The following is a 22,454-nucleotide window of genomic DNA, read 5'->3' on the forward strand; positions in this document are numbered from 1 at the left end:
TCGCGGCGTCGGGTCACAGGGGCAGCCTCATCACCAGCGCGTCCTCGCGACCGCCGGCCGCCGGGTAGTAGCCCTTGCGGCGTCCGATGGTCTCGAAACCGGCCCGCGCGTAGAGCGCCAGCGCCGCAGCGTTGGACGGGCGCACTTCAAGAAAGAGCTGCGTCGCGCCCGCCTCCCGGGCGGTGCTTGCCAGATGATCGAGGAGCCGCCGGCCAAGCCCGCCCCGCTGACGATCGGCCACGACGCTGATGTTGAGGATGTGGGCTTCATCGATCACCCGCATCAGCACCGCGTAGCCCACCGGCTCCGCGTCGTCGAACATCATCCAGCAGCTGTAACCGGCCGACATGGAATCGGAGAAATTGCCCTCCGACCAGGGGAACGGGTAAAGCACCCGGTCCTGGGCGGCGACCCAGTCCAGGTCGGATTCCTGCATCGGCACGAAGCGAAAATCGCCAACGGTCATGCCTTGCCACCGCGGGCGAGGCGCTCGGCCGTGGTCATCGCCACCTTGTCGCGCACGTAGAGCGGCGCAGCCAGCGCCGCGTCGATGGTCTCGCCACGGGCAAGACGCACCGCAGCCAGTCGGGCCACGCTCGAGGCGAGGGGCACCGGCGAGGCATCGAAGCCCGTCAGGCGCTCACCAACCGCCGGCACAAGGGCCTCGCCATAGGCCTTGAAGGCCGAGCCAAAACCGAACCATTCGCCTTCTGCCGGCAGCCGCACCTCGCCCGGCGCCGCACAAGCGGGCGCCATGCGCTCAGCCAGTTGGCCGTCGCGACGCTCGTAGGCGGCAAAGTAAACCTCGGACATCCGCGCATCCACGGCAACGAAGATTGCACCGGACTCGTCCGCGCACTGGCTCGCCAGCGCTTCCAGCGTGCCGACCGGGATCACCGGCTTGCCAGCGCCCATCGCCAGCCCCTGCACCACGCCGCAGGCCAGCCGCAGGCCTGTGAAGGCACCCGGGCCGGCGCCAAAGGCAATGGCGTCCAGATCGGCCAGCCGAGCGCCGGCATCGGCAAGAAGGCCAAGGATTTCGGGGAGAAGGGTTTCGGAGTGGCCGGGGCGACCGGCAACCGACCGCTCGCTGATGCGTTCGCCGTCGAGCAGAGCGACGGAAGCGGTTTCGGTGGAGGTTTCGATGGCGAGGATTCTCATGGCCCGCGCATTCTACCGTTTCCGCGACGGCGAGCCGCGGCGGCGTTGCGCGATCTAAGCTCAGTCGCGCCGGCGCATCGGGCCGTAAACATCACGGCCGGCTTCATGTACATCGTGACGCAGCTGACGGCGCTCCTCGGACGACCAGCGCCGCGGATTGCGGCTGTCCTCGGCCTCGGGACGGCGCTGCTGGGCATCGGGGACGAGCCCCTGCGCATCGCGGATCTGCCCCTGCCGGTCGTAAGGGCCTGCGTAGGAACGCAACCACGCACCCGCCCGCTCGACACCCTCGGCCGACGCGGCGCTGCCAGCGCCCAGCCCGATGGCGCCTGCCACGAGAAGGCCGAGTGCACGCAGTGTCGACAATGTCTTCTGACGTTCCATGGGGCTGAATCCTAACCTGACCAATTGGATTCTGGCAGTCCCCTCCGAGAATGGAATCAACCTTTGTAAGAGGATGTTAGACCCCCTTCACGGCTTACGTTTGCTTACCCGCCCTCACCCGCCCGTCTGGCGGCCGGACGGGCGAGGCGCTAGGATTCGGGTCATGGAAAAAGAGAGCTATCGCATTCTGGTCGTCGATGACGACCTCCGCCTCCGGGATCTGCTGAAGCGCTACCTGAGCGAGCAGGGCTTTGCCGTCAAGACGGTGAGCGACGCCGCCCAGATGGATCGCGCGATCCTGCGCGAGCATTTCGACCTGATGGTCCTCGACCTGATGCTTCCTGGCGAGGATGGCCTGTCGATCTGCCGGCGCCTGCGGGGCACCAACAACCCGATCCCCATCGTGATGCTCACCGCCAAGGGCGACGACGTGGACCGCATCGTCGGCCTCGAGATGGGCGCCGACGATTACCTTCCAAAGCCCTTCAACCCCCGCGAGCTCGTCGCCCGCATCCACGCGGTGCTGCGCCGTCAGCCGCAAACCCCGCCGGGCGCCCCCGCCACCGAAGACGAAGACGTGCGCTTTGGCCAGATCGTCGTGCAGCTGGGCTCTCGCGTGCTTGTCCGCAACGGCGAGGAGACCCTCCTCACCACCGGCGAATTCGCGCTCCTCAAGGTGCTGCTCCAGCATCCGCGCCAGCCGCTCTCTCGCGACCGCCTGATGGAGCTCGCCCGGGGCCGCGAGTACGACGTCTTCGACCGCTCCATCGACGTGCAGATCTCCCGCCTGCGCAAGCTGATCGAGGAAGACCCCGGCAAGCCCCGCTACATCCAGACGGTGTGGGGCTTCGGCTACGTCTTCGTGCCCGACGGCAACAAGCACACCGCCCAATAACGCCTATCCGTGTCGACGCTTCACCCCCGCGCCCTCCTGCCCGGCTCGCTGCTGTGGCGAATCTTCCTGTTGGTGGCGGTGCTGATGCTCGCCTCGGTCACGGTGTGGTCCGTCATCTTCAGCCACTTCGACCAGCAGAACCGGGCGCGGCAGACGGCCCAGACCGTCGTCAGCATCATCAACCTCACCCGCACCGCGCTGCTCAACGCCGATCCGGCCCTGCGCAAGGATCTGCTGCTGGATCTGGCCACCCTCGAAGGCATCCGCATCTACCCGGCCGAGCCCCAGGACAAGATCGCCCCGCTTGAAGACACCGCGGTACTGCGTCAGGTGATGACTGACGTGCGCCTGCAGCTCGGCGCCGAAACCCGCTTCGCCTCATCGTGGGAAGGCCTGCCGGGCTTCTGGGTGAGCTTCCGGATCGAGGCCGACGACCCGGCCGACCACGCGGATTTCTGGGTGATGCTGCCCGCCGAGCGGATCATCCGCCCCCACGCCCGTGAGTGGATGTGGTGGGGCCTGGCCGCGCTCAGCCTGGCGATGCTCGGCGCCTACATGATCGTCTCGCGGCTCAACCGCCCGCTGCGCGCGATGGCCGCCGCTGCTCGCACCGTTGGCCGGGGCGAGATCCCGCCTCGGCTCTCAGAGAGCGGCCCCGCCGAAGTCGCCGATCTCGCCCATGCCTTCAACCAGATGTCCAACGACCTCCAGCAGCTCGACGCCGACCGGGCGCTGATCCTCGCCGGCGTCTCCCACGACCTGCGCACCCCCCTCGCCCGCCTGCGCCTGGGCGTCGAGATGTGCGGCGCCGATCCAACCGACGTGGACGCGATGGTCTCCGACATCGAGGACATGGACCGGATCATCGGCCAGTTCCTGGAGTTCTCCCGCATCGACGGCGGCGAAACCCTCGCTGCCGTCGATCTCGGCGAACTCGCCGACGAACTTGCCGGCGTGTATGCCCGGCGCGGCTTCCCGATCGACCTCCGGCGCAGCAGCGCCCCCCCTGCGCTGGCCCGGCCCCAGGCCCTGCGCCGGGCCGTCACCAACCTGATCGAGAACGCCCTCAACTACGCCGGCGGGCCACCCGAACTCGAAACCGGCGTGATCAACGGCCGACCGGTGCTCCACGTACTCGACCGCGGCCCGGGCATCCCGGCCTCGGAAACCGAGCGCGTCAAGCGCCCGTTCACGCGCCTGGAGGCCGCCCGCAGCAACACCAAGGGGTCAGGCCTCGGGCTCGCCATCGTTGACCGCATCATCCGCGGGCAATTTGGCGAATTCCAGCTGGCATCCCGCCCCGGCGGCGGGCTGGATGCCCACATCCTGCTCCAGGCCGCGCCCAAGGACCCGAGTTAAAGCTAGAATCGGAGCAATCCCCTTTATGGCGCAAAACCCATGATTCTGTTCCGCCAGTTCTTCGACGACGCCAGCTCGACGCTGACCTATCTGCTCGCCGATCCCGTCACCGGCGACGCCATCATCATCGATTCGGTCAAGGCCCACCTGGGCGCCTACCTCAGCTTCCTGCAGGAACAGGAGCTGCAGCTCGACTGGGTGCTGGAAACCCACATCCACGCCGACCACATCACCGGCTCAGCCGGCCTGTGCGAGCTTACCGGCGCCCGCAGCGCCATGGGCCGGGCCGGTGCCGCCGGCTGCGCCGATCGGCTGCTCGGCGACGGCGACACCATCGTCTTCGGCAACCAGGTGATCCGCGTCATCCCCACCCCGGGCCACACCCCGGGCTGCGTGACCTACCAATGGCGCGACCGCATCTTCACCGGCGATGCGCTGCTCATCGGCGGCTGCGGCCGCACCGATTTCCAGGGTGGCGACGCCGGCCAGCTCTACGACAGCGTCACGGAGCGGCTGTTCACGCTGCCCGACGAAACCCTGGTCTACCCCGGCCACGATTACCGCGGCGCCCGGGTGTCGTGCATCGCCCAGGAAAAACTGGGCAACCCCCGTTTCAGCGGTCACAACCGCCAGAGCTTCATCGAACAGATGGCGGCGCTCCAGCTGCCCCGCCCCGAGATGATGGACGAAGCCCTGCCCGCCAACCTCAACTGCGGTCGCAGCCGCTCGCTGGATGTCCATGGCGCCTGAGCAAACCACCACTGCCTACGCCCAGCTTGGCGGCGAAGACGCTCTTCGCCGCCTCGTGCATCGCTTCTACGCCCTGATGGACACCCTGCCGGAAGCCTGGGAACTGCGCCAGATGCACCCGGAGGATCTCTCCGGCTCGGAAGAAAAACTCTTCATGTACCTGAGCGGCTGGCTCGGCGGCCCCCCGCTGTACGAGCAGGCCAACGGTCATCCGCGCCTGCGTGCCCGCCACCTGCCCTTCACCATCACCAGCGCCGAGCGCGACCAGTGGCTGATGTGCATGAACCTGGCCCTTGACGAGGTCCTTCCCGACCACCCGCTGCGGCCACGCCTGTGGGGCGCCATCGAAGGCCTCGCCGATCACATGCGCAACAAGGCCGACCCACCGGGCGCTCGTGAATAAATCGTTCGCCGATCCCTGCCGGGTGCTTCCAGCGCCGGCTGTAATTCAGTACAGTACGCCCGTTTGCGACCCGGACCGTCCGGCCCTGCCGGCCCTTCCGTCGCCATTCCTGCGTCCTGCCGAGCCGTCTCCCAGCGTCCTGCGATGAAATTCCTCTTCGACCTGTTCCCGATCATCCTGTTTTTTGTCGCGTACAAGTTTGCCGGCATCTTTGCCGCCACTGCCGTGGCCATCGCCGCCACCATCGGGCAGATCGCCTGGGTGTGGTTCCGGCACCGCAAGGTCGACACGATGCTGTGGGTCAGCCTGGCGATCGTCACCATCTTCGGCGGTGCCACGCTGATCTTCCAGAACCCCACCTTCATCAAGTGGAAGCCCACCGTGCTCTACTGGTTCTTTGCCGTGGCGCTGCTGTTCTCGGCCCACGTCCTCAAGAAGAACCTCATCCGCACGATGCTCGAAGCCCAGCTCAAGCTGCCCGAGCACCTGTGGCAGACGGTCAACCTCGCCTGGGCCAGTTTTTTTGCACTGATGGGGGTGTTGAACATCTTCATCGCCTACAATTTTTCCGAAGACACCTGGGTCAACTTCAAGCTCTTCGGCGGCATGGGTCTGATGCTCGTGTTCGTGCTGGCCCAGGGAATGCTGCTGTCCCGCTACATTGAAGAGGAACCCAAGTAATGCTGTATGTCCTGATCGGCGAAGATGCCCCCGGCTCCCTGGACAAGCGTCTCGCCGCGCGTCCCGAACACGTCGCCCGCCTGCAGGCGCTGCAGGCCGAAGGCCGGCTGGTCCTGGCGGGCCCCTGCCCTGCCGTGGATTCACCGGACCCCGGCCCTGCCGGCTTCACCGGCAGCGTGATCATCGCCGAGTTCCCTTCCCTCGCCGACGCCGAAGCCTGGGCCGCGGCCGATCCCTACATGACCACCGGCGTGTTCACCCGCTGTACCGTCAAGCCGTTCCGGAAAACCCTGCCGTGAGCGTCATGGACGAGATCCGCCAGCGGCTGGCCGTGCTGGCGCCGGTCAAGGTCGAGCTCATCGACGACAGCGCCCTGCACGCCGGCCATGCGGGCGCCCGCTCGGGCGGCGGGCATTACCGGCTGTCCATTGTCTCGGCGGCGTTCGCCGGCAAGAACACCGTTTTCCGTCACCGGATGATTTACGATGCGCTCGGCGACATGATGCGTAAGGAAATCCACGCCCTTGCCATCCAGGCAGAAACCCCGGAAGACCTTTAAATCTCCACCCCCTACACCACGCAAGGAAAACTGATGAAAACCCTCCCGAGCCGTCTGGTCGTTTCCCTCTTCGCAGCCTTCGTTGCGCTGCCCGCCTTTGCCCAGACTGTTGCCACCGTCAACGGCACCGCCATCCCCCAGGCGCGCGCCGACGTGATGATCTCCGAGCAGAAGTCCCAGGGTGCCCCTGAATCCGAGCAGCTACGCAACGCCGTCAAGGAAGAACTGGTCCGCCGCGAGATCCTCTCCCAGGAAGCCCGCAAGAAGGGTTTCGAAAAGAACGGCAGCGTCCAGGCCCAGATGGAACTGGCCCGCCAGGCCGTGCTGATCCGCGCCTACCTGCAGGATTTCGTGAAGACCCACCCCGTCACCGACGCCGATGTGAAGTCCGAATACGACAAGATCAAGGCCCAGCTCGGCGACAAGGAATACAAGGCCCGCCACATCCTCGTCGAGAAGGAAGAGGACGCTAAGGCCATCATCGCCAAGCTCGAAAAGGGCGAGAAGTTTGAAGATCTGGCCAAGCAGTCCAAGGATCCCGGCTCCCGCGAAAAGGGTGGCGATCTGGGCTGGGCCAACCCGGCCGGCTTCGTGAAGCCTTTCGCCGAAGCGCTGACCAAGCTCGAGAAGGGCAAGATCACCACCACCCCGGTGAAGACCGACTTCGGCTACCACGTCATCAAGCTCGAAGACAGCCGCGCCCTCAAGGCCCCGGCTTTTGACGAGGTCAAGGGTCAGCTCAAGCAACGTCTTGAGCAGCAGAGTGTCGAACGCCATATCGCCGACCTGCGCACCAAGGCTGCCGTCAAGTAATTCGATCGACCGGCTCCAGCCTGAAAGCCGACGCGTCAGCGTCGGCTTTTTTGCTTCTGGGGCCCGCCTCGCCGGCGACACGGCATACGGACAGGGCGGACTTCCACCTCGACGGGAGGCCAGGATGGACAGGACACCACCGCCGTGCCAGGAACCCTTCTGGCACCTCCTCTACCGCTATCTGTGGCCCTTCGCGTGCTTTCGCGACGTAACCCAGGGCAGCCTCATCGAACGCCGGCAGAACTACCGCCACAACCGGCAGATGGGCGTCCACCTCCCGGGATTCATGGCCAAGTGGGCCTGCCTCACGCTGGTGTTCTTCCTGCTCGGGCTGGCCTTCGAGGAACTGCTGGAAGTAATGCTCCCCGCCGCCTGCTGCTATGTCACGAGCACCTGGGCCCTGACGATCTGCGTCCAGCTCTGCGTCGCCTGGCTATGGCTACGGCGCTTTCCAGAGCTCCATTGACCTGAGGCGCGGCAAGCTGAGCCAGCCACTCATACACTGCTGGCGGGTAATGGCATGACCAGTAGAAGAGCCGCCGGCGGCACCCCAATCTGGACATGACGAGCGGGCGCTCAAGCAAAACGACTACCCACATTGATTTTAACCATACAATGTGTATACACTTACAGGCATTACATCATTCACATTGAATGCCTGCAATGCCATCCGCGGTCGCGATGGAAGATAGTGCGGGCATCCCTGATGCCCCATGACACTCAGCCCATCCCATCCACAGCACCTCGCCCCAACGAGCCTCGGCAACGCCCATTCCCGCCAAACCTGCGACATCACCGCCAACGGCAGCCGCGATCACCAAGCTATTGACGGTCGCCCCCAGCTCGACTGCCACTACGGCGAATCCCGAAACGGCCAGACCCGGCTCCCCCAGCTGCTCCACCGCGATTCCGGCACCAAGACCTGTGCCATCCTCAAAACCAGAGGCCGCCAGTCCGGCGACACCATTGACGACCCCGAAGTCGTCATCAGGCGCCACAGCATGCCCGGCGGGACAGCCGGCCACGGCCCCCGTGCCTCCACCATTCGCGCGCCCCTCGCTGCCCTCGCCGCCCCCACCTGCACCACGTTTGGCATCCGCAGCAACGCTTGCCTCCTGAACCACAACGTTTTCGCCGGCCCACCCTCGTCTCGGTCGCCCGACTTCCAGACGCCCATCGCCCTGATGGGCTTCGCCATCGGCCTGACCTGCCAACCCCTGGCCATCTCCCCTGAATCGGGCTTCTGACCATGAACCGACTGTGTTTCCGCCTCGTCTTCAACTCCACCCGCGGCATCCCGATGGCTGTCGCCGAAAACGCCCGCAGCCATCCGAAGGGCAGTACCCCTGGACGCAGCGCATCGCCCGGCCGCTCCGTGCGCGCGCCCTGCCAGACGCACCTTCGGGCCCTCAGCGCGGGGGTCATGCTCATCACCGGGAGCCTGCTATGGCCCGCCCAGGTCAGCGCGCAGATCGTCGCCGATGGCCGCGCTCCCGGCAGCCAACGCCCGACCATCCTCACCGCCCCGAACGGCGTCCCCCTCGTCAACATCCAGACCCCCAGCGCTGCCGGCGTATCGCGCAACACCTACAGCCAGTTCGACGTCCGTGCTGCCGGCACCATCCTCAACAACGCCCGCAACAGCGCCACCACCCGCCTCGGCGGACTCGTGCAAGGCAACCCCTGGCTCGCCACGGGCAGTGCAAGAGTCATCCTCAACGAAGTCAATGCCGCCAACCCCAGCCAGCTGCTCGGCTACCTCGAAGTCGGAGGCGCCCGTGCGGAAGTCATCATCGCCAACCCGGCCGGAATCCTCTGCAATGGCTGCGGCTTCATCAACGCGAGCCGCGCCACCCTCACCACGGGCACGCCAGTCGTCACCGACGGCCGCCTCGATGGCTACCGCGTCGGCACGGGTACGCTCGTCGTCGATGGCCTCGGGCTCGACGCGCGGGACACCGACTTCACCCAGCTCATCGCGCGGGCAATCCGGCTGAATGCCGGCGTGTGGGCCCCGGATCTGCAAGCCATAACCGGCGCCGCCGACGTCACGGCAGACGGCAGCACCGCGACACCACGCCCCCCGGCCGGCTCGGTACCGGCGTTCGCCCTCGACGTCGCAGTGCTGGGCGGCATGTACGCCGGCAAGATTCACCTCATCGGCACCGAAGCCGGCGTAGGCTTCCGCAACACCGGCCAGATCGGAGCTTCAGCCGGAGAAGTGCGCATCGACCAGCGTGGCTGGATCGACAACAGCGGGCAGATCGACAGCGCCACCCGGCTGACCATCACCACGCCCGAAACCCTCAGCAGCAGCGGGGCGCTGCGCGCCGGCACTGACGCCGTACTGAGCGGCCACGCAGGGCTCAGCATTGATGGCAGCGCCGTTGCCGGTGGCGACCTCAGTCTGTCCGCCAGCGCCCCTGGCGCGCGTCTGACCAGCGGCGCCGACGCCTGGCTCGTCGCCGGCTACGGCAACGCTGGCGGCACGCTCAGCCTCAGCGCCGCCGGCCCCCTGGCGGCGCACGGCACCCTTATCGGTGGCGCCGCCATCGAAACAAGCGCTGCCAGTCTCGACCACTCGACGGCCCGATTCACTGCGCCAGCCGTTCAGCTGCGCGCCACCCAGGGCGACCTGAATCTCTCGGCAAGCCGGCTCCACACCGAGGGCCGCCTCACCGCCAGTACGCCTGGCATGCTTCGCAGCGCGACTGCCAACATTTCTGCCGGCCAGCTCGCGCTGGCAGCCCACGACCTCGACAACACAGGTGGCGTACTCCTCCATCTGGGCACGGACCCGCTGCAGCTTGTATTTGCCGGCACCTTCAACAACAGCAGCGGACGCCTTGCCAGCAACGCCGTCGCGATCAATCTCGGCGCTGCCACGCTGTTCAATCGAGGCGGGCAGATCGAACACCGGGGCAACGGCACCCTCAGCCTCCGCGCCGACACCTTCAGCGGTAGCGACGGGCAACTCATTACCCAGGGCCAGCTCGACCTCACCGCGGGCCATCTCGACCTCGATCGCGCCCAGACCCAGGCCACGCATCTCACGATCACCGCCGCCGAGTTCGCCCACCGCCAGGGCACCCTCCTCCAGACCGGCAGTGCTCCGGCCTCGCTCACCATCAGCGGCCAGCTCCGTAACCAGGACGGGCACATCGGTACCAACGCCGACCTCGCCCTCACCGTCGGCAGCCTGAACAACGACGGTGGCCGCCTTGAGGCACAGCACGGCAGCCTCGCCATTGGTGCTGACTTCATCAGCAACACCCGCGGTCAGCTCTACACCACGGGCGATCTGCGCGTCATCGCAGGCACCCTCACCAATCACGACGGCAGCGCCTACGCCATGCGCGATGTGACCATCACGCTCGCGGATGGCCTCGAGAACAGCGGCACGCTCGCTGCCGCCCGTCATCTGGGCGTCAGCGCGGCATGGATCCAGGCCAGCCCCGGCAGCCACCTCGCCGCTGGCCTGCAGCCCGACGGCCGACTTGAGGGCGACGGTGCGCTCACTCTCCAAGCCCGCTCAGCCCTCGCCGCCCACGGCCAGAACCTTGCCGCGGGCGCGCTCAGCATCGCCGCAAGCAGTCTCGACCTCTCCGGCAGCACAACCCGTGCCCGCAACCTCACCCTCGGCGCCAACCTGCTCGACGCCCACGCCGCCCGCCTCGTGGCCACCGGACAACTGCAAGCGCAGATCGGCGGCCACCTCGACAGCCGCGACGCCTATCTGAGCGCCGACCACCTCGACCTGAGCGCCGCCAGTCTCGACAACCGCGGCGGCGCCCTCATCAGCAGCGGCACCCGCGCCGTACACCTGCAAGTACACGACGAATTCACCAACCGCGGCGGGCAGATCGCCAGCAACGCCGACCTCACCCTCAATGCAGCCACCCTCGACAACCGGGGAGGCAGCATCGTTGCCACGCAAGACGCCCAACTCGGCGTCCGCATCGCCGGCTTGCTGGACAACACCGCCGGGCTCATTGCCGGCAACCACGGCCTCACCCTTGGCGCCGCCCGCCTCGCCAACGCTGGCGGGCAGATCGAAGCCGCCACGGGTTCCGCCCATCTCAGCACCGACTTCTTCGACAACGCCAGTGGCCGCCTCTTTGCCGCCACCAACTTCACCCTGCTGGGCGGCGAGCTGTCAAATGGCAGCGGCAGCCTCTACGCCGGACGCGACGCCACCCTGGCCCTTTCCGGCGCGCTCCTGCACGACGGGGTGATCGCCGCCGCCCGCCACCTGGATGTCAGCGCCGCACGGATCAACGCCAGCTCCGGCAGTCTTGTCGCCGCCGGCATGCAAATCGACGGCCACCTTGCCGACGCCGGCTCGCTCAACGTGCAGGCCAGCTCAGCCATCACTGCCCACGGCCAGCACCTCGCCGCAGGCGCCCTTTCCCTCAGCGCACCCGCTCTCGACCTCGGCAGCAGCCTCAACGCCGCCGATGCCATCCGCCTTGCGGCCGACACGCTAAGCCTGTCCGGCGCCAACGTGCGTGCCGAAACCACCCTCAACGCCCAAGCCGGCGACCTCCTCGACACCCGAGCCGCCCATGTCAGCGCAGCTGAACTCAGCCTTCATGCCCGGCGCCTCGACAACACCGGTGGCGACTTGCGCCAGACCGGCAGTGGTGCCCTGCACATCGCACTCCCCGGCGCCCTCACCAACACCGGCGGGCAAATCCACAGCAACGGCGACAACCTGCACCTCAGCGCTGCCGGCATGGACAACCGCAACGGTTTCATCGGCCATGCCGGCGGCGGCACCCTGACAATCGACACCACCAACTTCACCGGCAGCGGCGGTCAGATCATCAGCAACGGCCACCTGAACCTGAGCACCCAGCGCCTTGTGCTCGACAACGCCACCTCCCAGGCCGACACCTGGCACATCAGCGCCAACACCCTTGACCACCTGCACGGCAAACTGCTGCAGACCGGCAGTGGTACGAGCACCCTGAGCGTCGCCGCACAGTTCGACAACCACGCTGGACGCATCTCCAGCAACGGGGGCCTCGCTGTTGCGGCCGGCCAACTGGACAACCTGGGCGGCACCCTCCTCGCCACCCTCGACCTCAATCTCCAGGCTGCCAACCTCAACAACCCGGATGGCACCCTGTACGCTGGCCGCAACGTCACCCTCGCTGTCGCCGACACCCTCACCCACGGCGGTGTGCTTGGCGCGGGGCGCGACCTCGGCATCACCGCCGGCACCGTCGCTGCGGGCGCCGGCAGCCTCCTGGCCGCCGGCCTCCAGGCAGACGGACGCCTCGCCGGCAACGGCAGCCTCTCGCTCAGCGCCCAGCGTCAGCTCGACGCCCATGGCCGCCAGCTCGCCGCCGGCAGCCTCATGTTCGACGCAGCCCAGCTCGAGCTTTCCGCCAGCCAGAGCGCCGCCGCCTCCATCCAGCTCACCGCACGCAGTGGCGATCTCCGCGCAACCGGCGCCGACATCAGCGCGAGCAACGGGCTACAAACCCAGGTTGCCGGCCTCCTCGACACCCGCCTGGCCCATCTCAATGCCGCAGCCCTCACACTGCGCGCTTCCGCCCTCGACAACACCGACGGCGAGATCGTACAAACCGGCAGCAGTGATCAGCACCTCGAACTACCCGGCACCCTCGTCAATACCCGTGGCCGCATCGCCAGCAACGGCAACGCCTTGAGCCTTGCAGCAGGCACCCTCGACAACACGGCCGGGCGTATCGAGCACACTGCCACCGGCCAGCTGAGTATCCGAGCAGCCACGCTCCTCGGCGACGGCGGCCAGATCGCCAGTGCCGGCAACCTCGATCTCGTCGCCCACCGCGTCGAGCTTGCCGGCGCCTCCACCCAGGCCGTCGGCCTGGCCCTCAGCGCAGACAGCCTGAACAACCAGGGTGGCACCATCTGGCAGACCGGCACCAGCGAAACCCACATCAACGTCGCCAGCATCCTCGACAACCGCGACGGTCAGATCGCCAGCAACGGCGCACTCAAGCTCGCTGCCAACGTTGTCGACAACCGCCACGGCGAGATTGCCAGCATCAGGGCCCTCAACCTTGCTGCCACCAGTCTGCTCGACAACCGCGACGGCGGACGCGTCTCCGCCGGCCATGACGGCCTGATCACTACCTCGGCGCTTGCCAACACCAATGGTGAAATCACTGCTGGCACCCGCCTTGACGTCACCGCAACCACCATCGGCAACGCCTCCGGCCTCATCGCAGCCGGCACCGATCTGAACCTGACCGGCGCCGAGATGGACAACCGCAGCGGATCCCTCGCAGCCATCGCGGGTGGTCTCACACTCACCGCCAGCGGGCTCACCACCAATGTTGGCGGGCACATCGCAGCCGCCCGTAGCCTCACCCTCGCAAGCGGCCAACTCGACAACACCCGCGGCACGCTCGTCGCCAGCAGCGCCACCGTAACCAGCCGTGGTTCCCTTGCGAACCGCGACGGACACATCGTCGCCTCCGGCAGCCAGGACGCCGGCACCCTTGCCATCACCAGCGGCCCCCTCGACAACCAGGGAGGTCTGATCCAGGCCAGCGGTCACCTGCTCATTGACACCCGCGGCGCCGATCTCGTCAATCGCGCGACCCGCACAACCGGCGGCATCCTCGGTGGCTCCGACGTTGCGCTCCGCAGCGGTCTTCTCGACAACCAGGCAGGCTACATTGGCGCCGGCCGCCTTGAAGTCCTCGCCGACAAAATCGACAACACCATCGGCGGTACCGTTGCCAGCCTCGGCGTCACCATCGTCACGGCAACGGCGCTGCACAATGCCGACGGGCGTATCCACAGCGCAGGCGATCTCAGCCTCACGGTCGCCAGCAGCATCGACAACACGCACGGCGCGATCCAATCCGCCCAACACGCCCAACTCAGCGCCGCCGCCATCCTGAACAACAACACGCGGGGCGCCGGCCTGGGCATTCAGGGCCGCACCGTCGAGCTCGTCACGCCACGGCTCGACAATCGCGACGGCCTGCTCGCCGCCGATGACAGCCTGCGCGTCACCAGCACCGGTCACATCGACAACACCCGCGGCCTTTTGAGCGCCCTCGGCAGCGTCTTGCTCCACGACCCTAACCCGCGGCCAACCCTCGCAATCATCAACAGCGGTGGCGAACTCCTCGCCGGCCGGCAACTCTCGGTCTCCGCCGCCTCACTCGGTGGCGACGGGCGCCTGCTCAGCTGGGGCGATCTCGACCTGCACCTTGCTGGCGATTTCGGCAACAACGGTGAAATTCGCGCCAACGGCAACGCCAGGGTTGCGCTGCCGGGCACCTTTACCAACAGCGCCAGCCTCGCCGCTGGCGGCCACCTCGACGTACAGGTCGCAGCCCTCGATAACCGGGCCACTGGCGAAATGCAGGCCGGCTCGGCACTCCTCGCCAGCTCCACCCTGGTGAACCGCGGCCTCATCGATGCCAGCGACGCGCGCCTCGAAAGTGCCCTCCTTGACAACCTAGGTAGTGGCCGCATCTACGGGGACCACCTGGCAATCCAGGCCGCCACCCTCACCAACGCCGCAGAAGACGGCAGCGCGCCGGTGATCGCCGCGCGGAAGCGCCTCGACATGGGCATCGGCAATCTCATCAACAGTGAGCACGGCCTGTTATTCAGCGCTGGCGATCTCGTCATCGGCGGTGGACTCGACACCGCCAGCCACGCCAGCGGCCAAGCCCACACCGTGACCAACCGCAGCGCCACCATCGAAGCCCTCGGCAACCTCACCCTCGCCGCAGAGCGCATCGAGAATCTGGACACGCACTTTGCCACCGAGGTGGTTCGCACCTCGGTCACGCCGCATCGGGAGTTCTCGTTCAAGGGCCAACCGGAGCGCTATGACGTGTCGGAAGTCCATTTCACCTACAGGCACGCTGACGACGGGGTGCGAACCCTTGTGCTGAATGAGCCGTACGACGACGGTCGTCAGACTTCAGGCGAGTCATTCACTGAATACGCCTTTACCCGTACCGTGGACGAGACACGCCTGCTCGCCAGCGACCCGGCACGAATACTGGCCGGTGGCCATCTGCACGTCACCAGCGCAACGCTCACCAACGACATGAGCCAGATCGTCGCCGGCCGGCAACTCCAGCTTGAGCTCGCCACACTGGATAACCGCACGGCCACCGGCACGCGCACCATCACCGACATCGGGACCGCGATCAGCATCAAGCGCGACAAAAAGGACGGACGAGACCGAGAAGAGGCAAAGTCTGCCGACTACATCCCCGCCCCGACCATCCAGACCTACGCGCTAGCCACCCCGGTCCTCGCCGAGAACGCCGAGGTAGCAGGAAGCGGAACCCACATCGCGCATCGCGCGGTCGACGCCGTCGCCACCACCGCAACCGGCAGCCACGCAAGCACACCCACCCTCCGTGGTCCGGCGCTCATCGAAGTGCGCCGCACCATCGACGCCGGCACCCCAATCAGCGGCAACACCATTGGCACCGCAAGCGCCACCCCCGTCGCACGGGATACCGGCGCGGCCCCGGGGAGCCCGGACGTGGTCGTCAACACGCTGGCACAAGCCCACACGACAGACAGCCCCACGCACACCACAGCCCAAAACGCCCCGGCGTCCCGTGATGCGGCTACCGCAGCCGAGAGCGCCGCCCCTCGCACCCCGGCGATCCCCACCGGCAAGACCATCGCCAGCGGCGAGCAGACCATGGTGCGGACCATCGCGCCATCCTTCACCCTACCCACCAGCAGCCTCTTCCGCCTCCACGCCGACAGCAGCGCCCGCTACCTCATCGAGACCGACCCGCGCTTCACCGATGCGCGCCTTTGGCTTAGCTCCGACTACCTCCTGGGCCAGCTCGCCAGCGACCCGAACGCAGTGCAGAAGCGCCTCGGCGACGGCTTTTACGAACAACGCCTCGTGCGCGAGCAGGTCGCCCAGCTCACCGGCCAGCGCTTCCTAGACGGCTACGCCGACGACGAGACCCAGTTTGCCGCGCTGATGACTGCCGGAGCCCGCTTCGCGCAAGCGTGGCAACTCCGCCCAGGCGTCGCCCTCAGTGCCGAACAGATGGCAGCGCTCACCACCGACATCGTCTGGCTTGTGAGCACCCCCATCACGCTCGCCGACGGCAGCGTGACTCACGTGCTTGTACCTCAGGTCTATGCCGTCGTTCGCGATGGCGACATCGACGGCGCCGGGGGCCTGCTCTCTGGCGCCAGCCTCTCCCTCGCTGCGCAAGGCAACGTGACGAACAGCGGCACCCTCGCCGCGCGTGAGCGCCTGGACCTTACCGCCGACACCCTGCGCAATGCGGGCGGTCGTATCGTTGGCAACACAGTGGACGCCCGGGCGCTGGGCGATCTGGAGAACATCGGCGGCCGCATCGAAGCCTCGCGCGCGCTGACACTCCTCGCCGGACGCGATCTCACGGTGGCCAGCACCACTGCATCCACCCAATCCCGCCAGGGCAGCCGCACCGCCGTCGACCGGACCGCCACCGTCTATGTCGGGGGCGGCGATCTCACCCTCGAAGCCGGCCGTGATCTCCACCTCGACGCCAGCCAGCTCATCAACCTCGCCCCCACCGGGGCCGGCCCGGCGGGCACCACGACCCTCGTCGCTGGCCGCAATCTGGATCTCGGCACGCAGACCGAAAGCCGTCGCCAGGAGATCGTCTGGAACGCCCGAAACTATCGCCGAGACGGGGAGGACCGCGAAATCGGCTCCACGATCCACACCACCGGCGACCTGCAACTGCAAGCCGGCCAGGACATCACCGCCCGCGCCGCCCAGCTCACCAGCGACCAGGGCGCCCTGACGGTCACGGCCGGGCGCGACCTCACCCTCATGGCCGGCACCCAGCGTCAGCTTCTCGATGAGGCCCACCAGTACAAACAACGCAGCCTGCTATCCAGCAAAACCATCACCACCCGCGATACGCTTGACAGCACTACTGCCCTCGCCAGCACCCTGAGCGGCGACACCACCGCCCTGTATGCCGGCCAGGACATCCGGGTCATGGGCAGCAATGTGGTGAGCACCCAACTTACAAGCTTGGGCGCCGGACGCGATCTGCGGATAGAAGCGAGCACCGAAGTACTCAACGAGAACCACATCCGCACCGAGAAGAATTCCGGCCTGTTTAGCGGCGGCGGTCTGGGCGTCACCCTTGGCACACAACGGCAACAAACCGATCACGACACCCAGAGCAGACGTGCAGCTGCGTCCACCATAGGGGGCACCGACGGCAACATCGCACTGTGGGCAGGGCGCAGCTATGCCCAGCATGGCAGCGACGTGCTTGCCACGAACGGCGATATCACCCTCGCCGCCCAGCAGATTGACATTCTCGAGGCCCGGGAAACCCAACGCAGCCAGACCGACACCCGCTTCACGCAAAGCGGCCTGACGCTGGCGCTGAGCGGCCCGGTGATCAACGCCGTTCAAACTACCTTGCAGATGAAGGATGCGAGCAGCCGCACCACGGACAGTCGCATGAAAGCACTGGCGGCCGCCAATGCCGGGATGTCCACCTATGACGCCACGCAAGCCATCAACCAAGGGCAGGGTCAAACTATCGACGGCAAGCCCGGCCAGATCGTCACGGGCACCGACGACAAAGGCAACGCCACCACCCGCGACGCAAATGCCGCAGACAAAGTTGGTGGTTTATCCCTGACCCTGAGTGTCGGAGGAAGCCGCAGCCAGGGACAGGTCATCCAGACCACCGAAAGCAGCCGCAGTAGTAACGTGTCAGCCGGTCACGATGTCCTCATCATGGCTTCCGGTAACGGGCCCCAGAGCACACTGACCATTCAGGGCAGCCGAGTGGCAGCCGGAGCGAACGCAAACCTCGTTGCTGAGAATGCGATCCAGCTTCTCGCCGCCCGCAACACCGCTGATCAGCATTCAACCAACCACAGCAGCAGCGGTTCGATCGGCGTCACCGTCGGAAACAACGGCATCGGCGTGACTGCAAGTGCCAGCACTGCACGTGGCGGGGCAGACGGCGACGATGTCACTCACACCCAAAGCCACGTAGATGCGGGCCAGAAGCTCACGCTCAACGCCGGTGGAGACACAACAGTAAAAGGAGCGCTCGCCAAGGCCCGGCAGATCGAGGCCACCATTGGAGGCGATCTACTCGTCGAGAGCGTGCAGGACACCAGCACGTACAAGAGTCGCCAGCGCAGCCTGGGTGGCAGTGCCACCGTCGGCGCAGGCGGATCGGCAAGCGTGAATGCCAGTTTGAGCCAGATCGACAGCGACTTCGCCAGCGTGATGGAGCAGACCGGACTTAAGGCCGGCGACGGCGGATTTCAGGTCTCCGTTGGCGGCAACACCAGGCTGACCGGCGGTGCAATCACCAGCACCCAGGCGGCCATAGAGCACGCAGCGAACCACTTCGGTACAGAAGGCGCCCTCACCCTGAACGACATTCACAACCACGCCAGTTACCAAGCCACCAGCGTAGGCATCAACATCGGAACCAGCCAAGCGACCGACGGTATGTTCAAGCCGATGGGCAACAGTGCGGGGTTCGGGCAGTCCAGCGACAAATCGAGTAGCACCACACGGGCCGCGATCAGCGGGATCGCTGGCCAAAGCGAAGCACGCACGGGCGATGCCGAAACAGGCATCACCAGAATCTTCGATTCCGGAAAGGTGCAGGAGGACATCAACGCCCAGGTACTCATCACTCAAACCTTTGGCGCACAAGCCAGTAAGGCTATCGGCGACTACGCCAATAAGGAGATCGAGGCCGCAGAGCAGCTTAGGGCAGATGCCGAAGTCGAAACAGATCCACAGCGCAAGCGGGAGTTTGAGTACAAAGCCCTGAAAATTGAACAAGAATGGGGAGATAGCGGAACCCAACGTTTGCTGGCTCACACCCTTGTCGGCGGACTTACCGGTGGCTTATCCGGCGCCGCAGGTAGCGCAGCAGGAACACTGTCCGCCCCTATCGTTGCAGATACGCTGAAAGACGCAGGTCTTAAGGGCCCACTCACCGACACCATTACCGCAACGGTCAGCACCGCAGCCGGCATTGCTGTAGGTGGCTCCGCCGGTGCTGCGGGGGCATTCAACGAAGTCGCGAACAATTACCTTTCGCATCAAGAGAACGAAGCTCGCTACAAAGCCAGGAAAGCCTGTGCAGAAACCAGCGACGCGGAAGCCTGCAGTACAGCCGCGCAACTGCAGATGCTGGACCAGCAACGTGACGCCGCATTCCACGGGGCTTGCGACGGCTTGCTGAAGACCACCCCAGCCTGCGCAGAACTAACGCGCGACCTTTACAATATGATGTATACGTATTCCGAAACAGACGCCCGAAAGGCAGCAATCTCCGACAAGGCCAGCGATCTCACACGAGCGCACAAGGATGAACTCCAGAGCTACCTCGAACTGATAAAAACGTCGCATCCAGACGTAAAGAGCAGCACGGAAGACAAGGTTGAATCACCAAAGACACCAGGATACAGCGCCGACCCTTATGGCGTGATCGACAAAAGGAACAAAAGAGACGCCTACCTCATCATGAAATTCGGCACAAAAGCTTTGGCGATCGCAAATACGCGTGAGGAAAAAAAGTACTGGTTTACGGAGTTTGCCGCAAGAAACGGAATGGACAATAAGTCCGACTACGCAGCAGCGCTGATGCTGACTCATGTGGACGCAGCGGCAAGAAAAAAACAAGCGGTTATAAATACTCAAACTGGTGACAATACGCCATACACGCCCGTTGATAGGTACACTTTGTCCTATGCGCCAACGCAAGGTTTCGTTATCGACGTGTGGAGCGCCCTCATGACAAAAATTGGGGTCGAATCAGAGTCGGTAGTCGGTCTTCGCAACCAGTTGGAGTACATTCAGACGAGCGGGCAGCAAGTAAATTGGGTGACTCATAGTCGTGGTGGAGCTGAATTTGTGCAAGCAGCATCGGGATCAAGTGCAAAAGCCTTAAATAACAACGCCGTCGTTTTTCATGCAGGAGCGAATACAATGCAGACAACCAACCTTATGATGAAAGAGAAAAATATTGGCGATATAATTAATGAAAAAAATCGCTACCGTGACGCCCCCAATGACCTTGTCCCACAGATAGTCGGCCTCCGTTCACTTTCATCACCACTAAACCTAGTATCAGCGCTCCTAAGCTCACTATGCCTATCGGACTTATTTTGCACTATTGAAAAAAGCCCACACACACTCCCGTACCAGTGGTCAAGCTTAAAGAAGGATGAAAAATAAGCGTGCTTATTAAAACTAGATCATTGATTATATTATTCATAATAATTATTGGATTTTCGGAAAGAGCATTGACTATAGAAGTCACTAACAAAGACAACTTAAAAATATTCAACAGCCAGCGCGAATCAATTTACCAACACATGCGTCGATACGGCATTAATCGGGACGACATAGTCGCGCTTCGGCGTCTATATGAGACATATCCCCCACACTTTTTTCCACACGTAAACATAGCATCAGAAAAACTACTAAATCCGGGGGAGCACTATCGGATAGAGGTAGATAGTTTCGTTATAACCATGATTGTTCCAGACGCACCAGCCAACGTTGGAAGCTGGATATGGCCTTACACGGAAACTATTAAACCCGACATGGATATGCAGAAATTAATCTTGAGAGAGAACGGAAAACTAAAATTAGCAGACCTCAGCTGGAATCAATGCAAGAGCACATTTCAACTTAATTTTCTCAAAGATTGCAAAACACATGGACTTAGCATCATATACCGTATCCTAAAACCCCAAGAACAACTGGAGTTTTCAACACCCGAAAAGCTCCGCCAACTCTCACGAAAAATTATGCGAGATCAGATAATCCCAGCCGAAAAGGTCGAAGATGCAATCCGCTCTGGACAAATTCTTAACGGATCAGACTACAAAATTTATCTTGACTCAGAGATCATCGTCATCAACGGCCGAGTCTGGGTTCGCGATGCGATGGATAGCGATTCGGACAGAATTTTCTATTACAAGACCCGGCTATCTAAAGATCGAATGCTCGGATTGAGTTTTGGGCTGCCCACTTACAACTACAACGCCAATCCTGAACCCTCTAATCACCCTGCTGCCATCAAACGTGCGGCGGCATTGATGGAAGAGCTGATCTCTTCTTTGCGCATAGCAAGGGTAGATAACGACAACACCCCTGATCCTTTCGTGATTGAACGAGTGGCGCCTGCTCCCCTACCAGTTCGAGAAGCACTTCCATCCAATCAGTAACTTGCAATTTATATAAAAAAACCCAAATTCTAATGAAGTATCGAAAAATGGAAATCGAGAAAAATATCATGAAGACGAATTATGAAAACTACAAAGCACTACCCGGACCTTTTACCGGCAACTCTTCAATCAAGAACGGACTCTACCAAGCGTAATTTATGGGTCAGCACAGGGCGACGCCTGACTTGATCAACTTGAACATCTACACCGGCGATTGGAGAGCAGAGTGAAATGAACTTTTCAAAACGCATCTTGCTGCTCTCTTGGGTCCTGACCACGGTAGTATCAGGCTGCACCATCAAGCCACCCCAAGCCCGGATTGATCAGCCCTTGCCATCATCACCTCGCGCCCCACGCGAATTGACTCTCAAGTACTACAAGCTCAACCTGTTCGAAGAGTACCGCGTTTCTCACGCCTACCTCGACGGAGTCAATATCGGCGTGTGCTACAACGGTGCGGAACCGAGCAACGTCCGATTCACCACAGTGAGGTATACCAGTGGTGCGGCGAACACCCCGAGGCTGCCAGTACCTGGTTACATCCTAAATCGACGTGATTATCAACCTCCACACCCGGGAAGAAGCGCAGCATCCCAGCTGCTCGGCACGAAGCGCAGAAATGCCTACTTCGGCTATGACTTCATGACTTTCGATGAATTCTGTGGTGACTGGACCGCCGGGGGCGCGGTCACGCTAGGTATCCGGGATCGGCGCGCCGAGTCGATCGAGCATCTCATTTTGGATAAGGAAACATGGACCCGCGACTACAACGAAAGAAAGATTGCCGAAGGCACGCATTTCAGAGCGTTCCTGGAGCCCACCGAATACGTGGTGCGCAACGGTAACCGCTGGGTACATCTGCGCGAGAGAAGCCCTACCGTACCGGGCATGGACGAAAACGACGTCTGGCTGCTCCCGGTAGGCGATTCGAACTATTACTTCTACCTGGCGTTCGGCCATATGTACGGAGCGCGAATCGACCAAAACGCCGAGTACGTGAAAGTCCAGAATCTGGTCGATCGGATCATCGATTCTTTCGTCGTGGAGAAACTGGAAGCTGGAAAGTAGTTTTTCGTCTGCAATCTCGGCTGGACCGGCGATTGGAGGGTCGAACGAAATGAGCCGCCCTAAAACGCATGTCCCGGCGATCCACGACAAGAACTTCGTAAGCGTCCAGCCAAGTCATCTCCTCAGTCGCTCGTAATCCCCTGACGATCATG

Annotated in this window: 16 protein-coding genes; 13 read left to right on the forward strand and 3 right to left on the reverse strand. The window is 63.9% G+C overall.

Annotation, left to right across the window (positions count from 1 at the left end; all coding sequences use genetic code 11):
- Positions 1-13 precede the first annotated feature (13 nt).
- From rimI to Q0672_RS16565, 3 genes are read right to left on the reverse strand one after another with little or no spacing between them, the layout of a single operon-like run.
- Positions 14-466 (reverse strand): ribosomal protein S18-alanine N-acetyltransferase, encoded by a 453-nt coding sequence (gene rimI, locus Q0672_RS16555; protein ID WP_153159480.1) that lies wholly within the window; start codon positions 464-466, stop codon positions 14-16.
- Complete coding sequence (gene tsaB / locus Q0672_RS16560; protein ID WP_298624005.1) at positions 463-1,161, reverse strand: tRNA (adenosine(37)-N6)-threonylcarbamoyltransferase complex dimerization subunit type 1 TsaB; 699 nt, start codon at positions 1,159-1,161, stop codon at positions 463-465. The genes rimI and tsaB overlap by 4 nt, the downstream gene beginning before the upstream one ends.
- 60 nt (positions 1,162-1,221) lie before the next feature.
- Positions 1,222-1,545, reverse strand: a complete 324-nt coding sequence (locus tag Q0672_RS16565) for a hypothetical protein (RefSeq protein ID WP_153159482.1) — start codon at positions 1,543-1,545, stop codon at positions 1,222-1,224.
- A 163-nt stretch (positions 1,546-1,708) separates the two neighbouring features.
- Here Q0672_RS16565 and ompR point away from each other — a divergent pair, with 163 nt between their 5' ends.
- From ompR to Q0672_RS16630, 13 genes are all read left to right on the forward strand, one after another.
- Positions 1,709-2,440 carry a two-component system response regulator OmpR gene (ompR, locus tag Q0672_RS16570; RefSeq protein ID WP_153159483.1) on the forward strand — a complete coding sequence of 244 codons (732 nt, stop codon included), beginning with the start codon at positions 1,709-1,711 and terminating at the stop codon, positions 2,438-2,440.
- A gap of 9 nt (positions 2,441-2,449) precedes the next feature.
- A complete protein-coding gene (locus Q0672_RS16575) occupies positions 2,450-3,799 on the forward strand; it encodes an ATP-binding protein (RefSeq protein ID WP_298624008.1) in 1,350 nt (449 codons plus the stop codon).
- 39 nt (positions 3,800-3,838) lie between these two features.
- Complete coding sequence (locus Q0672_RS16580) at positions 3,839-4,549, forward strand: MBL fold metallo-hydrolase (protein WP_228111725.1); 711 nt, start codon at positions 3,839-3,841, stop codon at positions 4,547-4,549.
- Positions 4,539-4,952, forward strand: a complete 414-nt coding sequence (locus tag Q0672_RS16585) for a group II truncated hemoglobin (protein ID WP_298624011.1) — start codon at positions 4,539-4,541, stop codon at positions 4,950-4,952. The genes Q0672_RS16580 and Q0672_RS16585 overlap by 11 nt, the downstream gene beginning before the upstream one ends.
- 144 nt (positions 4,953-5,096) lie before the next feature.
- The gene (locus Q0672_RS16590; RefSeq protein ID WP_298624013.1) at positions 5,097-5,633 is read left to right on the forward strand and encodes a septation protein A; all 537 of its coding nucleotides are present in this window, start codon (positions 5,097-5,099) and stop codon (positions 5,631-5,633) included.
- Complete coding sequence (locus Q0672_RS16595) at positions 5,633-5,932, forward strand: YciI family protein (protein WP_153159486.1); 300 nt, start codon at positions 5,633-5,635, stop codon at positions 5,930-5,932. Before Q0672_RS16590 ends, Q0672_RS16595 begins: the two co-directional genes overlap by 1 nt.
- 5 nt (positions 5,933-5,937) lie before the next feature.
- Positions 5,938-6,192, forward strand: a complete 255-nt coding sequence (locus tag Q0672_RS16600) for a BolA family transcriptional regulator (RefSeq protein ID WP_298624016.1) — start codon at positions 5,938-5,940, stop codon at positions 6,190-6,192.
- 33 nt (positions 6,193-6,225) lie between these two features.
- Positions 6,226-7,005 carry a peptidylprolyl isomerase gene (locus Q0672_RS16605; protein ID WP_298624018.1) on the forward strand — a complete coding sequence of 260 codons (780 nt, stop codon included), beginning with the start codon at positions 6,226-6,228 and terminating at the stop codon, positions 7,003-7,005.
- Positions 7,006-7,129: 124 nt separating this feature from the next.
- Positions 7,130-7,471: a hypothetical protein gene (locus Q0672_RS16610; protein WP_298624020.1), complete on the forward strand. Its 342-nt coding sequence runs from the start codon at positions 7,130-7,132 to the stop codon at positions 7,469-7,471.
- A 247-nt stretch (positions 7,472-7,718) separates the two neighbouring features.
- Entirely contained in the window at positions 7,719-8,252 is a 534-nt protein-coding gene (locus tag Q0672_RS16615; protein ID WP_298624022.1) for a ShlB/FhaC/HecB family hemolysin secretion/activation protein, read from the forward strand.
- Between the two features lie 2 nt (positions 8,253-8,254).
- On the forward strand, positions 8,255-20,236 hold the full coding sequence (locus tag Q0672_RS16620; protein ID WP_298624024.1) for a hemagglutinin repeat-containing protein: 11,982 nt from the start codon (positions 8,255-8,257) through the stop codon (positions 20,234-20,236).
- A 299-nt stretch (positions 20,237-20,535) separates the two neighbouring features.
- Positions 20,536-21,234: a hypothetical protein gene (locus Q0672_RS16625; protein ID WP_298624026.1), complete on the forward strand. Its 699-nt coding sequence runs from the start codon at positions 20,536-20,538 to the stop codon at positions 21,232-21,234.
- Positions 21,235-21,465: 231 nt separating this feature from the next.
- Positions 21,466-22,302 carry a DUF769 domain-containing protein gene (locus Q0672_RS16630; protein ID WP_298624028.1) on the forward strand — a complete coding sequence of 279 codons (837 nt, stop codon included), beginning with the start codon at positions 21,466-21,468 and terminating at the stop codon, positions 22,300-22,302.
- Positions 22,303-22,454 lie beyond the last annotated feature (152 nt).

Origin of the sequence: uncultured Zoogloea sp., from assembly GCF_937894855.1 — a bacterium.
In the GTDB taxonomy this organism is placed as follows: Bacteria; Pseudomonadota; Gammaproteobacteria; order Burkholderiales; family Rhodocyclaceae; genus Zoogloea; species Zoogloea oryzae.